The organism is Lederbergia ruris (assembly GCF_018332955.1).
Lineage (GTDB): Bacteria > Bacillota > Bacilli > Bacillales > Bacillaceae_C > Lederbergia > Lederbergia ruris.
This window is the reverse complement of the sequence record NZ_BORB01000002.1, coordinates 35,951-50,401: the sequence shown is the minus strand read 5'-3', so window position 1 is coordinate 50,401 and position 14,451 is coordinate 35,951. Positions and strand designations below refer to the sequence as shown.

General features: G+C 38.6%; 16 protein-coding genes. 6 read left to right on the top strand and 10 right to left on the bottom strand.

Features of this window, described 5'->3' with window-relative positions:
• Nucleotides 1-338 precede the first annotated feature (338 nt).
• On the bottom strand, nucleotides 339-1,631 hold the full coding sequence (locus tag KI363_RS01745) for an ABC transporter substrate-binding protein (protein WP_212965149.1): 1,293 nt from the start codon (nucleotides 1,629-1,631) through the stop codon (nucleotides 339-341).
• 453 nt (nucleotides 1,632-2,084) lie between these two features.
• Here KI363_RS01745 and KI363_RS01740 point away from each other — a divergent pair, with 453 nt between their 5' ends.
• Both KI363_RS01740 and KI363_RS01735 read left to right on the top strand, forming a co-directional pair.
• Nucleotides 2,085-3,074 (top strand): LacI family DNA-binding transcriptional regulator, encoded by a 990-nt coding sequence (locus tag KI363_RS01740; protein ID WP_212965148.1) that lies wholly within the window; start codon nucleotides 2,085-2,087, stop codon nucleotides 3,072-3,074.
• A 202-nt stretch (nucleotides 3,075-3,276) separates the two neighbouring features.
• Nucleotides 3,277-4,023 carry a sulfite exporter TauE/SafE family protein gene (locus tag KI363_RS01735; protein WP_212965351.1) on the top strand — a complete coding sequence of 249 codons (747 nt, stop codon included), beginning with the start codon at nucleotides 3,277-3,279 and terminating at the stop codon, nucleotides 4,021-4,023.
• A 685-nt stretch (nucleotides 4,024-4,708) separates the two neighbouring features.
• Here the strand turns inward: KI363_RS01735 and KI363_RS01730 are convergent.
• The 5 genes from KI363_RS01730 to KI363_RS01710 form a co-directional block, all read right to left on the bottom strand.
• The gene (locus KI363_RS01730; protein ID WP_212965146.1) at nucleotides 4,709-4,831 is read right to left on the bottom strand and encodes an AgrD family cyclic lactone autoinducer peptide; all 123 of its coding nucleotides are present in this window, start codon (nucleotides 4,829-4,831) and stop codon (nucleotides 4,709-4,711) included.
• Complete coding sequence (locus tag KI363_RS01725; protein ID WP_212965144.1) at nucleotides 4,815-5,414, bottom strand: accessory gene regulator ArgB-like protein; 600 nt, start codon at nucleotides 5,412-5,414, stop codon at nucleotides 4,815-4,817. Before KI363_RS01725 ends, KI363_RS01730 begins: the two co-directional genes overlap by 17 nt.
• 64 nt (nucleotides 5,415-5,478) lie before the next feature.
• Nucleotides 5,479-6,744 carry a hypothetical protein gene (locus tag KI363_RS01720; RefSeq protein ID WP_212965142.1) on the bottom strand — a complete coding sequence of 422 codons (1,266 nt, stop codon included), beginning with the start codon at nucleotides 6,742-6,744 and terminating at the stop codon, nucleotides 5,479-5,481.
• 38 nt (nucleotides 6,745-6,782) lie between these two features.
• Nucleotides 6,783-7,565, bottom strand: a complete 783-nt coding sequence (locus KI363_RS01715) for a sensor histidine kinase (RefSeq protein ID WP_212965140.1) — start codon at nucleotides 7,563-7,565, stop codon at nucleotides 6,783-6,785.
• Nucleotides 7,566-7,997: 432 nt separating this feature from the next.
• Nucleotides 7,998-8,951, bottom strand: coding sequence for an alpha/beta hydrolase (locus KI363_RS01710; RefSeq protein WP_212965137.1), 954 nt, complete (start codon nucleotides 8,949-8,951; stop codon nucleotides 7,998-8,000).
• A gap of 237 nt (nucleotides 8,952-9,188) precedes the next feature.
• On the opposite strand from KI363_RS01710, the gene serC reads away from it, so the two are divergent.
• The 3 genes from serC (at nucleotide 9,189) to KI363_RS01695 (ending at nucleotide 12,114) form a co-directional block, all read left to right on the top strand.
• Nucleotides 9,189-10,277: a 3-phosphoserine/phosphohydroxythreonine transaminase gene (serC, locus tag KI363_RS01705; RefSeq protein WP_212965135.1), complete on the top strand. Its 1,089-nt coding sequence runs from the start codon at nucleotides 9,189-9,191 to the stop codon at nucleotides 10,275-10,277.
• Between the two features lie 112 nt (nucleotides 10,278-10,389).
• On the top strand, nucleotides 10,390-10,953 hold the full coding sequence (locus KI363_RS01700; RefSeq protein ID WP_212965133.1) for a Uma2 family endonuclease: 564 nt from the start codon (nucleotides 10,390-10,392) through the stop codon (nucleotides 10,951-10,953).
• 144 nt (nucleotides 10,954-11,097) lie between these two features.
• Nucleotides 11,098-12,114: a Gfo/Idh/MocA family protein gene (locus tag KI363_RS01695; protein ID WP_212965131.1), complete on the top strand. Its 1,017-nt coding sequence runs from the start codon at nucleotides 11,098-11,100 to the stop codon at nucleotides 12,112-12,114.
• 294 nt (nucleotides 12,115-12,408) lie between these two features.
• On the opposite strand, the gene KI363_RS01690 is transcribed toward KI363_RS01695, so the two are convergent.
• Both KI363_RS01690 and KI363_RS21905 read right to left on the bottom strand, forming a co-directional pair.
• Complete coding sequence (locus KI363_RS01690) at nucleotides 12,409-12,873, bottom strand: UPF0158 family protein (protein ID WP_212965129.1); 465 nt, start codon at nucleotides 12,871-12,873, stop codon at nucleotides 12,409-12,411.
• A 151-nt stretch (nucleotides 12,874-13,024) separates the two neighbouring features.
• On the bottom strand, nucleotides 13,025-13,420 hold the full coding sequence (locus KI363_RS21905) for a YbyB family protein (protein WP_246516685.1): 396 nt from the start codon (nucleotides 13,418-13,420) through the stop codon (nucleotides 13,025-13,027).
• 84 nt (nucleotides 13,421-13,504) lie between these two features.
• Here KI363_RS21905 and sspL point away from each other — a divergent pair, with 84 nt between their 5' ends.
• Nucleotides 13,505-13,663, top strand: coding sequence for a small, acid-soluble spore protein L (sspL, locus tag KI363_RS01680; protein WP_212965127.1), 159 nt, complete (start codon nucleotides 13,505-13,507; stop codon nucleotides 13,661-13,663).
• A gap of 95 nt (nucleotides 13,664-13,758) precedes the next feature.
• On the opposite strand, the gene KI363_RS01675 is transcribed toward sspL, so the two are convergent.
• Nucleotides 13,759-14,076, bottom strand: coding sequence for a DMT family transporter (locus tag KI363_RS01675; protein WP_212965125.1), 318 nt, complete (start codon nucleotides 14,074-14,076; stop codon nucleotides 13,759-13,761).
• Between the two features lies 1 nt (nucleotide 14,077).
• Nucleotides 14,078-14,416 carry a DMT family transporter gene (locus KI363_RS01670; RefSeq protein WP_212965123.1) on the bottom strand — a complete coding sequence of 113 codons (339 nt, stop codon included), beginning with the start codon at nucleotides 14,414-14,416 and terminating at the stop codon, nucleotides 14,078-14,080.
• Nucleotides 14,417-14,451: the final 35 nt, after the last annotated feature.

Below are 14,451 nucleotides of genomic sequence, written 5' to 3'. Positions count from 1 at the left end.
GCGCAAGCGCCCGTTTAGCGACGTACAAATTTGGAGCATAAGGTTCAAAGGCTAAATACGCGACGTCCTGTCGCTTCGTCTGCACTAGTACATCCATGTACGTCGCAACGCCTTTGTGACCAACGTCCTATTGGCCTGAGATAAAGGAAACACGGCGAAGAATGAGCCAATGTTGACTTATCGTAGGAAGAAGGCGTAAATTTGCTAGTCGCTGGGCGCTGGAGCTGGATCCAACATTAGCCCAAATTTATAATTTCTTATTCCTGAATCAAAAAACCGGGAGAGCAGCTGATCTCAGTCCTATTCATCTTTGCCAGCTGCTATTCCTCGGTTCCTAATTATTTACGTTTTGCTTCCCATTTTTTAATGGAATCAGATTCGACATCTTCCCAAGGCATTTTACCGTCTAGATATTTTTGCATGTTGGCGGCAAGTTCATCTCCCCAGCCATTAGGATATCCAAGGAATACCCAACCGATTGTTTTTCCATCGGATGCTCGTTGGTAAATTTCCTTCGATAATGGATCGGCAATTTTGTTTGTATCAAAGTCTTCATAAGCAGGGATAAATTTAAGCTCTTCCAAAACAGCTGCTTTTCCTTCATCAGAGGTATAGAGCCAATCTAAGAAATCTTTGGAAGCTTCAATTACCTTGTCATCACTATTGCTGTTGACAGCCCAATAGTTTGGAACACCAACTGGAAGACTTCCTTTATAACCTTCTAAAGGAATCGGTAAAATCCCGATATTATTTTCTGCGAAATCAGGATCCATTTCATATATAGATGGGTAAACCCAATTTCCTTGTTGAATCATCGCTACTTGCTCAAGTGAGAAGTATTCCTCTACCTGTTGAGAATAATCGAGACTTAGAGATGGTTGAATAGAGTATTTATTTTGTAAATCTAACATTCTTTGTAGCTCGGATCCACGGTCAAGTTTTACCGTGTCTGATTCATAAGCATTTAGAACTTGATGATCGAACTCTGGTGCAATATAAACATTGGCCAAATGGTTGCCAAGCACCCATTTTTCTTTTGCTGGCAGGGCAAAGACTGCTTCAATATCAAGGTCTTTCTTTTTACTATCGATTGTTTTTACAGCTTTTTCTAAATCTTCGTAAGTAAGAATTTCATCGGGATTGATACCGGCTTCTTTAAAAACCTTCTTATTGTAAATAAACCCGTAACCTTCTTGATTAAATGGTAATCCTTGCAGCTTTCCATCTTTGGTTACACCTTCAAGTGTCCCCTCTAATGCAACTTTTGCCGCTTTTGTATCCGATAAATCAGCTAAATTCTTTTCAAACTGGGCTGCTTCAGATGGTCCCGCAATACTGAAAATATCAGGTTCATCCCCTGATGAAAATTGAGATTTCAAAGCACTAAGATAGTCAGATCCGCCACCTACACTTGTGATATTAATTTTTACATCTGGATTTTCTTCTTCATATTTCTTAGCTAGATCCTTAAATTGCTTGTTGAATTCTACTTTCCCCTGAAGAATATCAATCGATACTTTATCTTTAGATGATTCCTTTGTACCTCCGCCACCTGAAGAACATCCAGCTAATAATAGACCTGAAACTGCCAATGTTGCGACAACTTTCGATAAAACCTTTTTTCCCTTCATTCTGTTCACTCCTCTTTTTGGTAGTATGTAACGCAAAGAATGTGCCCATTCATTTTCGACAACATTCACTGCTATTTCTTAGAATGCGTGAGGTAGGAAAACTACTCTCACTTTTTACCTTACTGCCAGTGATTATACTACCGTACTTTTTGTGTGTCAAACGTTTCCACACCAATTTTTCGTGAAAAACTAGGTATTTATACCTTTATTATTATTAAATCCACTAGAAAATCAACTTTTTAAGGGTGAAAAATATTCCTCTATATGATAACGATTGACATATTATATAATGAGTGTAAGATAAAATTCTATAGTAGTATACCTTACTCATGCTTTACCTTGTAAATTTAAATGAGAACTCTTTATAAAACAAAGATGAAAGCGCCTATTATTGGTTAAGAAAAGATAGGATATACTTTATAATAGAATTAAAATGATAGGGGGTGTGAAGAAATGGCCAGTATAAAAGACGTGGCAAAATTGGCTGGTGTTTCTGTCACAACCGTTTCAAGGGTATTAAATAATCGAGGATACATAGGAGATGAAACACGCCAAAAGGTAGAAATGGCGATTAAAGAATTAGACTACCAACCGAATCAAATCGCCCGTGCGCTATTGAAAAACCAATCTAATCTTATTGGCATGATTGTGCCTGACCTAAGCCACCCACTATTTTCTGAATTGATTCATTGGGTAGAAGCATTTGCGAATGAAAAGAACTATAAACTTCTAGTTTGTAATTCCTTACAAGAATCGGAAAAAGAAAGTAATTACATTAGCATGTTGCGGCAAAACCGGGTAGATGGAATTATTATGTGTAGCCATTCATTAGAAGTGGAGGAATATTTAAAACTATCTTTGCCACTCGTTTCGTTCGACCGTATTATTTCTCCTTCTATTCCCTATGTTGCTAGTGATAACTATAAAGGAGGAGAGTTAGCTACTACCCATTTAATTGAAAAAGGCTGTCAAAAAATCCTTCATATCTCAGGACCTTTACAGTACGATTTATTAGCCAATCGCCGAACAGATGCATTTCAATTAACCTGTATGAAAAAAGATATTCCATTTGTCACCCTTGAGGGTGCTCATGTGAAAGCTGATTTTCAAAGCAATTGGGAATTTATTGAAAGGGAATTGGCGAACCAACTCACCGATTTTGATGGTGTTTTTTGTAGCAATGACATTATGGCCTACACTCTTTATGTCTACGCTACGCAACACGGAATAAAAGTCCCCGATCAATTAAAAATAATTGGCTATGATTATCATAATTTTACAAGGATGCTTCAACACCCCCGGCTTACCACGGTCAAACAGCCTTTAAATCGTATTGGTAAAGCCCTCTGCTCATCACTAATCGATCAAGTCGAAAATGGAAAAATAGATGACACGAATAACATCGTTATCGATGTTGAACTAATCCGAGGAGACACTACTTAATTTAAAAAAATGAACAGGATCCCCCCTTTAAACAAGCATTTGGAAGAAGCAACCATCTTAGACGGCCGCTTCTTCTAAAAACTGCTTACTGCAAAACTCTACCTTTTCAATCAAATGCCATTGATCTATATTGATAGAAAAACTAATATAAAAATAGATAAGAAGCTTGTTGTTTTACTCAGAGGAGTTGGATGTTTTGCAAATGACGCTTGAATTGATTTTTGTTATGCTTTTGACCGGGTTATTATTAGGCTTTATTGGAGCAGGCGGGTCAGGATTTATGATCGCCATTTTAACAGTTGGATTTGGTTATCCCATTCATATAGCTATGGGAACGGCGCTTGCGGCTATGATGTTTACTTCATTGTCTGGTGCGATTAGCCATATTCGCGAAAAGAATGCAGATATTATCAGTGGTGTAATTGCGGGATTTATAGGGGCTGTGGCGGCATGGTTCGGAGCGGGCATCGCGATTACCATTCCCGAATCGGTGATCACTTGGTTAACAGCTAGTATGTTAGCTTTATCAAGTATCGCTCTTTTTTTACGTTTGGTTTTAGCAACAGGTGACTCCGTTCCATTGAATAAAAAGACCCTTCGTTATCCCATTGCTGTTGTTAGCCTTGGTTTAGTAACCGGCTTTTTATCAGGCACATTTGGTATTGGAGCAACTCCGTTTATTCAATTAGGCCTGATGTTGTTACTTGGATTACCCATGCGTTTAGCCGCTGGTACCTCCATGCTAATCATTTTACCGATCGCCGCAGCAGGAGGAGCGGGATATTATTGGGCGGAGAGCCTGGATGTTCAATTATTGCTTACAGTCCTCGTTGGGACGATGACCGGCTCTTATCTTGGGGCCAAGCTAACAAAACGTGCCCCACAGAAGCTGCTTAAAACCGGGATCATCGCTACTCCACTGGTAGCAGCATGCCTCCTAGTTTTTTAGAATAGTTTAATTGAAACAATTACAAACTGATGAACAAGTAACCTACCTGGTAAGAACACGACGTCCTGTCGTAACTTCGAGTTTCCACCTGATTTCGGGCTCGGGCCGGCCTTGATCATGACCACTCTGAAGGGTTCAAACTGATTTCGGACACGATTCGAACCTGATCGTGACCACTCTGAGCGTTTCCAACTGATTTCGGGCACGATTCGAGCACGATCGTGACCATCTCTTGATTGTTTATCCAATCCTATAGCCTAGCCTATTTAAAGAACAAAAGCGCAAGCGCCCGTTTAGCGACGTACAAACTTTTTAGGGGCCTGACGAGATAAAGGAAACACGATGAACCACGAAATGCGGAAGGCGGTTGCTTAGGGGCGACAAGCAAATGTTCCTGAACCTAGGAAAGGCGGTTTTTCCCTTCCTAGGTTCAGGGTTATTTGACCTCGAGCCCCTACCGCCTGTAGCTAGACACCGAAGGGTGAATCGATGTTGACTTATCGTAGGAAGGCACCGAAAGTTTGCTAGTCGCTGGGCGCTGGAGCCAGACGTCAATACCCACTTTTAGAACTTATCCACAAGCTAGAATTTTATAGTTTCCTAAGCAATAAAAAATCTCAGCGGGACATGGATATGCACCACTGAGTTTTCGTTTGGTTTCTTTTCATAGAAACCCTGTTTCCATTTATTTTGTTTTCTTTAAGCTTGCCGGAATCTTAGGTGCGTGTACCAATGGACTAGATGCGGAGACAAATGTTGAAGCAACGACATGAGTAGCCTTTGAAACATGTTTAGCCAGTTTTTTCACTTTTATCACCTCCTTTAAAGAGTTGGTTTACGATATGATCCAATGCATGAATCGATTTTATTCCCATTGGGGTTAGTAATAGAGCTTGAAGAAGAGCCCCAAAAATAAAGCCTGCTTGCCCCAAATACAAGTAAAAGATAAGAGCCAAAAGTAACCATACTAGAGCGAATATCTTCTTTTTCCTCTCCCACTGTGCCGAATGTTTCAATTGATGTTCCTCGTAGTAGGGAGCAAATTTTAAAATAAGAAGCAAACTAAACAACCAATAACAATAGATATATATGTTCTTTTCCGGTACCCAAATAATGGCGGCCAATAATAGTAAACTTGTGATTGAACAAGCAAGGGATTGATGAAGATGGGCGCCACCGGTTAAAATACGCAGGATCATAAAGGAAAGTCCAACCTGTAAAATCAAGAAATACGCATCCAATATCCAGCCAACAACCATGATTAATAGAACTGTAAATAACAAGTTAAAAATAATCGTAAAGCCAAAGACAAGCACATCATGGGGCGCTGTTTCTTCCGGGTTGGCTCTTTTTATTTGGTCGGCAAACGCAATCGCCCATTTTTCAAACATCTGATCACTTCCTTTATCCCCCATTAACCTGGCAGTAAAATCCTCCACTGAAGAAAGTTTCACATTATAAAATCGGAGAGCGAATGGATAGATTAATAGGTTGAAAATCCGATTGAATGACAGCTCCGAGATGTTTTAACTGTATCAAAGCATCATAATAACTTATGCTTTCATCTACTTTCTCTTCAATGTGGAAAGGACTCGTAATTGTAAAAGCAATAGATTCTTCTTCCCTCATATCTATATGAAAATGAATCGTTTTATCTTGTTCCTCTGATGCTTGGAACAGCATATAGATAAAATCATCCATCACCCTACTAATACAAACAATTTGTTGAAGTGAAATAGACACCTCTTGATGAACCTCTCCTGATACCTCAATGGAAACACCGAAAAGCTGACCTAATTTTCTTTTATTAATTAAAAAGATGTAAAGCAATTCATCAAGTTGTGGGGACAAATTTTGGTCGACAAAAGAAAGTTTGGATGGTGCTTTATCTAAATGATTGGCTTCGATATAATCGGGAATCAGATCATAGGCCTGTCGTTCAGTAAGTTTGAGAATGGCTTGGAAATGTTGGATTGATTCTTCCTTTAAATTTTCAACACGATCAATGATCTGCTGTTCTTGATCGAGAAAAAGCTGTTTCGCCTCCAAAATCTGTTGTTTTTGAAACTGAATATGTAAAAACAAATAGAAGGATAAAATAATAAAACCAAGAACCATCACTAACAAAATGACCAATTGTTTGTTGGGAGATTCTTCACTTAATAGTGTGTAGGCCGTGAGATAGATAAAAGCAACCGTAGAAATGGCGATCAACGTAATAAGGATTCGATACTTCTTATTCATCCTTGGACCTTTAATGATAAAACGGACCTCATTCAATTGATAGGTTGAAAACCGTACGATCATACTGATTACGAATAAAAATAAAATGGTTAACAATTGAATCGTCGTCTTATTAAAAAAGATGAAAAAGAAAATAAAATGATCCAATTGAAAAGCTCTTACAAGAATCTCCATAAAAATCATTTGTATAAAAATATAAAAACCATAGCCAATACTTGTAATGACAAATGCTTCTAAGATTTTGTTAGCCAAAAGCCATCTGACTAAAAGAAATGCAGAGATAATTTGCAGAATAATAATGTACGTAATCGAAATCGAACTATGATGTAGAGAAAGTGAAAGGACACTCATAATCCCTGCACTCGATATAATCGCTTTATAATGCCTTTTCCAAGAATACCCCAAGATCATAATCGGGAATAAAAACAAACATACCCATTCAAAAAAGGAGAGGATGAGCGTGATGATTATATTCATAATCTGAACTCCTTTTCAATATTAGTGTTTTATGTTTTTCATGGTGCGTTCTTTATTAACGGAAGCCGTATTCGAACCTGAGTACCTTTAGGTTGTTGATTTTGAATAGACAATTCTCCATTCAATGTTTCAACAATCGCCTTGCAGATCGGCAACCCCACACCTGTTCCATCCTCTTTAGTTGTGAAAAATGGAGAAAATAAGTGGTCAATTAAATCCTCAGGAATTCCTTTTCCATTGTCCGTTATGAAAATCCATACATCCTTATCCTCTTTTTTTAAACGGGTATGAATCACACATTCCCCTTCAGATGCTTCAATGGCATTATTCATCAAGTTGACGAGTAATTGTTTCATACGTGATTCATTTCCTGTAATATAAATTTCATCTAGTAAATCCGTAGAAAATTGTACATTTTCATATTCTGGTTGCATTTTAAAAACGGCAATTGTCTTTTCCACCATATATTTCACATTAATAATGGAAAGATGATCTTTCTGAAAATCTGTTGTTGCTAGAACAAGAAGCTCTTGAATTAACGACTCCATCCGCAAAGCTTCATCTTTAATAATGGAAAGATATTGACTAATCTTTGGGTTCGTTTTAACAGTCTGATCTTGCTCAAGGAATTGACTAAACCCAATAATAGAGGTCAGTGGGTTCCGAATTTCATGGGCAAAAAAGGCCGCTAAACGCCCAATAATCTCATCATGGCTTTCCTCTTTTTTCTCTTTCACTAGTATCTCGGATTTATTTTTTTGTTTTTTAAGTGGTAGCATCTTTTTCCAAATCATTTGATTAAAAAAAGGCCAGTTGTTCATAGATGTTCATACTCTCCTACGATCTATGGAACATCCTACTCTTCCGGATTCCATTTTTTTGGTAATTATTACCTCTACTAGACATTCTACAATAGCTTTTTTAAAAAGGCCGTCGAAATTCGTCGACTCCTTAAAAAAATTTACAATTTTCCACCAAATTAGTTTTCCTTCAAAATAATTGTTATTCTCTCCCGAGAACACCACTCTATTAGACGTAAGGATCACGTTATATTTTCTCCCTCTTCTTTTTCTGTTTAGCATCTATTCTTCTTCGAAAGTCAAAAAAAGGTATCCAATATGTCGATTTCGACAATTGCATACCTTAACCTTTGCCAAAAGGTTCTTTATTGAGGAAGAAGTAAACCTCTTTTAAACAAGAATGCTATCCCCATTTCAGACAGAGGAACTTGCTTTCATCACTTTCGAATACTACTAATTTATTATTATCCGATCTAAAAATTCTTTTAGTCGGCTTTCATATTCTTCCGTTACATTATCAAAAGCTTTTGTATGGCCTGCATCTGGAACGATCCATAATTCTTTTTCTCCACCTGCCGCTTCATATAATTCGTGCCCCATAGCAGTCGGAACAAGATCATCAGCATCTCCATGAATTATGAATAATGGCCGAGTATTTTTTTTCACTTGTTTCACAGCTGAGGCCTCTTCAAAGGTATATCCCGCTTTTATGTTTGTAATCACACTCGTCACATTTAAAAGTGGGAAAGACGGAAGATGATAGATGTTTTTTAATTGATGTTGAAGCTCAGCCTTAACAGAACTATAGCCACTATCGGCAATAATTCCTTTGACTTCACTTGGTAGATTTTCTCCACTTGTCATTAGAACCGTTGCGGCCCCCATCGAATTACCGTGTAGCAGGATTTCCGTTGCCCCATACTCATCGATTAAAAGCTGAATCCAATCAAGATAATCAAGCCTTTCATGCCAACCATAGCCAATGTAATTTCCTTCGCTCTCCCCATGTCCCCGAGCATCCGGCAACAAAATATCAAAGCCTTCCTGATAATAAAACTTCGCTAATTTGCCCATGTCATCTCCAGTATTCCGAAACCCATGCGCTAATATTACTGCTTTTCCTGTCTTTTGCTCATTTTGAATGTATTTTGCTTTTAGCCTTAGACTATCAAATGAGATCATTTCCAGTATTTCAGGACTCTGGTCATCATACCATGCTTTTGCCTCGGCTAAGAGAATTTGATCCCCTTCACTCGCCATTGCATTGACCGTTGTTGCCTCTTTATGGATTTCAATTTCAGTCCCTCTTTTTACGCCTTGCCCATAAAAATAATTCCCTGCGATCACTAAAGCGATAAGCAAGATCCCAATGATACTTCCTAACGTAATCCATATTCTTTTTTTCAACTTCCTACCCCCTATACACCCTCTTCAATTGTCCCCTTGTGCTGAAAATATGTCATTAGTAAATTAATATGCTCGATTTCTTTCATCCCCCTCATTATATCATGTCAAAAGAGGACGGGATGCACCAAAAGCGTAAGCGCTAAAAAGTGAAATCGATATTTTTGTCTATTTTTGCCCTCTCTTCCCCTTGAAAGGTGTATAATGCAATCAAGATTAAAATCTCAGGAGTGATACATATTGAAACAACGAGCTTATAATTTTAACGCGGGGCCTTCTGCGCTTCCGCTCGCTGTATTGGAAAAAGCCCAAAAGGAATTTGTTGATTTCCAAGGGACTGGGATGTCTGTAATGGAACTAAGTCATCGTAGTGCCGCTTATGAAGAGGTACATAATCAAGCGATTGCACGCTTAAGATCTTTGCTCTCTATTCCTGACCAATATGAAGTACTTTTCTTACAAGGTGGGGCTAGTTTACAATTTTCGATGATTCCAATGAACTTCTTAAGCTCTGGGCAAAAAGCCGGCTATATCACGACCGGATCATGGTCTGAAAAAGCCTTCAAAGAAGCAGAATTATTTGGTGAGCCCTATCATATTGCAAGCTCAAAAGAGAATCATTATCGAGATATCCCAGCCCTCAGTGAATTAACCTTCAATGAACAGGATGCCTACATTCATTTGACATCCAATAATACGATCTATGGTACGCAATGGAAGGAGTTTCCTCAAACAGAGAATGTCCCTTTAATTGCGGATATGTCTAGTGATATTCTGTCTAGGCCAATTGATGTTAGCCAATTTGGACTTATTTATGCTGGTGCACAAAAAAACCTTGGTCCAGCTGGTGTGACGGTCGTGATTATTCATAAGGATCTATTGGAAAAAGCAAACGCTGAGGTCCCAACCATGTTGAAATACAGCACCCATGCGAAAACAAACTCGCTTTTCCACACTCCTCCTACATTCGGAATTTATATGCTTGGAGAAGTGTTGCGATGGGTTGAAGAGCAAGGCGGGCTCGATGTCATTTCACAAAAAAATGAAAAAAAAGCCAATATTATTTATGATACGATTGATCATAGTAATGGTTTTTATTACGGTCATGCAGAAAAAGATAGCCGTTCTCTTATGAATATCACGTTCCGTTTGGGTAGTGAAGAATTAGAAAAGAAATTTTTAGCAGAAGCCAAAGAAGCCGGATTTGTCGGTCTAAATGGCCATCGTTCCGTCGGTGGCTGTCGCGCATCCGCCTATAATGCTGTACCAAGAGAAGCTTGTGAAGCATTAAGTGAATTTATGGTTGAATTTCAACGAAAGAACAGCTAAATTTTGCGGGAGAAGTGTTTTTACCTACTTCTCCCTTTTTTGGAATAAGCCTCTATGTTGCGGCAACGCATTTGCTTTTATACAAAGGTTGGATGTTTGAAGGGGGATTCAAATGACTAATTTAGACAAAAGTAAAACCTATACATTAGATGAATTTTTATTATGTGTGAAAGAAGAACGCGCAGAATTATATGAAGGTATACCTGTTTTTATGTCGCCAGCCTCCTATGAGCACGAAGGTGTCGTTGCCAATTTGATTGGAGAATTCATGAATGCTTTGAAAGGAAGCACATGTCAAGTATTTGGGAGTAATCTCCAAGTAATCTTTCCCTTTAAAGACGATGTAACGGTTTTGCCCGATATATCGATTATTTGTGATAAAAATAAACTGCGTAATAAGCGCTGCTATGGGGCGCCGGATATGGTTGTAGAAGTGCTCTCCCCTAGTACAGCACGAAACGATCGTTTGCGTAAATATCATTACTATGAAAAAGCAGGTGTCCATGAATACTTAATTATTGATTATCAAAATCAAACAATCGAAAAATACGTACTCCATGAAGGGCACTATCAATTAGAAGAAATCTATTCCAACGAAAATAAGCTTTTCCGTTCCACACGATTCTCTGATATTACTTTTTCTATTGATGATATATTTTCCTTTTTAAATGAATAAAAGCACTTTAACATTTGAAGAACAGTCTCAGCGTTTCGTTACTGGATCGGACAATGACTAGGCAGGTTCATGGGTTATTTTATTGAAAACAATCCCGTGAAGGAGATTTTATCCCCAATCCAAAATAAAGGAGCTACTTAAAAAATGAATTCATTTAAAATTATTGTTGCTGGCTGTGGAGGCATGTCGAATACGTGGTTGGATTATGCGGCGCAAAGGGAAGATGCTGAAATTGTAGGACTAGTAGATGTCCATTTAGAAGCTGCAAAGAAAATGGCGGAGCAGCGGAATTTAATGGTCCCTACATTTTCTGATTTATCCCAAGCGATTGAAGAAACGAAGGCTAACCTTGTCTTTGATGTCACCATCCCTGCCGCTCATAAACAAATTGTTACAACGGCATTAAAAGCCGGCTGCCATGTTTTTGGAGAAAAGCCAATGGCGGAATCGCTGGAGGATGCGCAGGCTGTTTTAGAAGTGGCCGACCAAACTGGAAATAAATATGCTGTCATGCAAAATCGAAGATATTTAAAACAAATTAGAGCTTTTCACGACCTTCTTTCTAGTGACACAATTGGAACAATCGGTTCCCTTCATGCAGATTTTTTCATCGGGGCTCATTTTGGAGGTTTTCGCGATTTAATGGATCATCCTCTAATTTTAGATATGGCGATCCATACTTTTGATCAAGCGCGTTTTATAAGCGGAGCTAACCCCGTATCTGTTTATTGCCATGAGTATAATCCACCGGGATCATGGTATAAAGGCAACGCTTCCGCCATCTGTATTTTCGAAATGAGTGATGGATCAGTATTTTCCTATAATGGTTCTTGGTGTGCAGAAGGAATGAATACATCATGGGAAGCGGACTGGCGTGTCACAGGAAGCAAAGGGACTGCATGCTGGGATGGAAACAGTAATCCTACCTACGAAGTGATTGATTCCAATCAACAATCCAGTTTTATTAATCCGATGAAAAAGGGAATAGTGGAATGTGATTGGAATGGGCAGGAAGGGCATTGGGGATGTTTAGATGAAATGTTTGCCTCCCTAAAAGAAGATCGTTTAGCTGAAACTGATTGTCATGATAATATCGAAAGTATGAAAATGGTTTTTGGTGCAATTGAAAGTGCAAAAACCAAACAAAAGATTATGTTTTAGATTTTTGATCATAAGAGTCAGTGGGGTTTTCCCATCCCCACTGATTAACGAGGGCGGACAATGTCTAAATTCGCAACATGCTGTTGGAATCTTCAAAGTGGGAACGCAAATCGTGCCCGAATTCTTAGGAGAAAGCTCGAAGCGGGAACGGCCGAGTGCGAATCGTTCCCGAAATCAGGGAAGGGAGTCTGAGCGAAAACACTCCAGTACGAATCGTGAAAAAATTCATTCACATAATAAAATTTATACTCCCCCGTGGTCCTCAGGTTTAAGCCTCCTGTAAACAAATCATCATCATTTGTATTCTAAATCATAATCTTGACACCATCGTATGGCAATTTCTTTATAGGCATTATCGCGAAAAGTATACCATTCTTCTTCAAGGTCCAATTGAAAAACAAGATCTTTAAACCTTCTGAAGGCTCCTCTTCCCCTTATAGCGTTTAATAATTTATTCTTTTTATTTCCGTCGGAAAGGACGTAGCAAAAGTCTTCCATCATTTGGTATTCATTAATATCATATTTTGTCGGAAGTTCTACGTAATTCTCAAAGTTTTCAACCACATCAATTGCTATTTTCAGATCTTCTTGTTGCCAATCAGGCAAATGATCAATAGGTTCATCTTCTTCAGCTGCCCGCAGATCATTTTGTGAAACCGAAAGAACTTCTCCCGTACTTCTATTGAGGTATGTATTCCATTCATCAAATTGCATTTCCATCCCATCGATAATATCACGCAAATTTACTTTTGCTTTCATACACGGCATCTCCTTCCTACAAATAAATTATTCCTCTTTATAATGATTTCCCCCCTGATCATCTTCCATAACCTAAATAAATGGGTATTGGAGAAATATCCCTTTAATATTATACACAAAAAGATCACCTCTACTGGTGATCTCCACTTTTCTATTCTTCATCCGATTCCTCTTGTTGTTCATTGTAATACTTTACACTTGTCATCGCGCCTTCATCTACCATCTTGGCATCTTCTATTTCAGAAGGTTTCCCCAGGCCTCTCATATAGGATGAATTGAACTTACTGACCGCTTTCGTAAATTGGCTTTTGATTTTTTCTCGATTTCCACTACTTGATAAGTAGGCAGCACCGGCTACTGCTCCGGCCACTCCGATTATTTTTCCAAATTTCCCCATTGATATCAGCTTCCCTTCTTGTTTAGCAAATCCAATAAACAAATGAACAGATGCCATTTTCCAATCGACAACTCCAAAATCGGCAACGAAACTAAAATCGTACCAACTTAATCTTAAAGATCCTTTTACAGGATATGCATGTTTGGGCAAAATGACATAACAATTTCATGTCTCATAGATTTCCTATCTTCGGAAATAATAAAAGGTGAATTCATATTAAATGAGGTGAAAGCAATGACAAGGGAAAAAAATACTCCAAGAAAAAAACTTCATACCCAAAATAAAGGAAAAACTGCTCCAAGTGTTACGCCACAAGGCTACGCTGATACGGAGCTTGCGGAAGAACCAAAAAGCAAGCTAGAAAATGCAGCGAAGAAAAAGAACACAAAATAAAATTGGGACTTACGTAAATGGTCTCAATCGTTTACTGCGTCTTATCAGAACTGCACCCATTAATGAGGTGCAGTTTTTCAATATTGAAACGTACATTATCCTCCCAAAACCTTTAAGCCGACGGCTCCGGTAATAATACAAAACAGAAATAGGATCCGCTTCCAGCCTGCCGATTCTTTAAAAAAGAGAATTCCGATGAGGACAGCCCCGACAGCGCCTAAGCCTGTCCATACCGCGTAAGCCGTTCCCAATGGGATTTCCCGCATCGCCATGGAGAGAAAAATAAAGCCGCCTCCAAAGGTACCAATAATAGCGAGGAGCCAACCAATCGATTTATGACGTAAATAGAGATTAATGCTCATCACACCAAATATCTCACCAAAGCTTGCAATAATTAAGTAAATCCAAGCCATTTTAATCCCCTCCCTTTGTTGCTGGCTCTTCATCAGGCGTTGTGACTTTAATCCCAATCACTCCAACGATAATTAACCCAATGAAGAAAACCTTCGCGAGCGAAAATTCAGCATCAAAAATGAGAAAATCAATCAAAACGATGGCCGCAGCACCTGAACCCGTAAAAACAGCATAAACGGTACCTGCTGGAAGTTTTTCACACGCTTTAATAATAAAATAGAAACTGAGCACAATCACAATTCCAGTTCCAATCCACTCAATGATAGAACTAGAATATTTTAACCCAATCACCCAAAACACTTCGACAATTGCGGCTAAAAGCACATAGATCCAAGCCAATTCTATCTCCTCCTCTATTCCTTGCATTTTAGCAC

What these genes read in the sequence shown, in the direction of transcription:
- KI363_RS01695 (WP_212965131.1), top strand. Translation starts at nt 11,098, where the DNA reads ATGAATTCATTTAAAATTATTGTTGCTGGCTGTGGAGGCATGTCGAAT.
- KI363_RS01690 (WP_212965129.1), bottom strand. Translation starts at nt 12,873, where the DNA reads ATGAAAGCAAAAGTAAATTTGCGTGATATTATCGATGGGATGGAAATG.
- KI363_RS01745 (WP_212965149.1), bottom strand. Translation starts at nt 1,631, where the DNA reads ATGAAGGGAAAAAAGGTTTTATCGAAAGTTGTCGCAACATTGGCAGTT.
- KI363_RS01735 (WP_212965351.1), top strand. Translation starts at nt 3,277, where the DNA reads ATGACGCTTGAATTGATTTTTGTTATGCTTTTGACCGGGTTATTATTA.
- KI363_RS01725 (WP_212965144.1), bottom strand. Translation starts at nt 5,414, where the DNA reads ATGTTTGAAAAATGGGCGATTGCGTTTGCCGACCAAATAAAAAGAGCC.
- KI363_RS01720 (WP_212965142.1), bottom strand. Translation starts at nt 6,744, where the DNA reads ATGAATATAATCATCACGCTCATCCTCTCCTTTTTTGAATGGGTATGT.
- KI363_RS01675 (WP_212965125.1), bottom strand. Translation starts at nt 14,076, where the DNA reads ATGGCTTGGATTTACTTAATTATTGCAAGCTTTGGTGAGATATTTGGT.
- KI363_RS01700 (WP_212965133.1), top strand. Translation starts at nt 10,390, where the DNA reads ATGACTAATTTAGACAAAAGTAAAACCTATACATTAGATGAATTTTTA.
- KI363_RS01740 (WP_212965148.1), top strand. Translation starts at nt 2,085, where the DNA reads ATGGCCAGTATAAAAGACGTGGCAAAATTGGCTGGTGTTTCTGTCACA.
- sspL (WP_212965127.1), top strand. Translation starts at nt 13,505, where the DNA reads ATGACAAGGGAAAAAAATACTCCAAGAAAAAAACTTCATACCCAAAAT.
- KI363_RS01715 (WP_212965140.1), bottom strand. Translation starts at nt 7,565, where the DNA reads ATGAACAACTGGCCTTTTTTTAATCAAATGATTTGGAAAAAGATGCTA.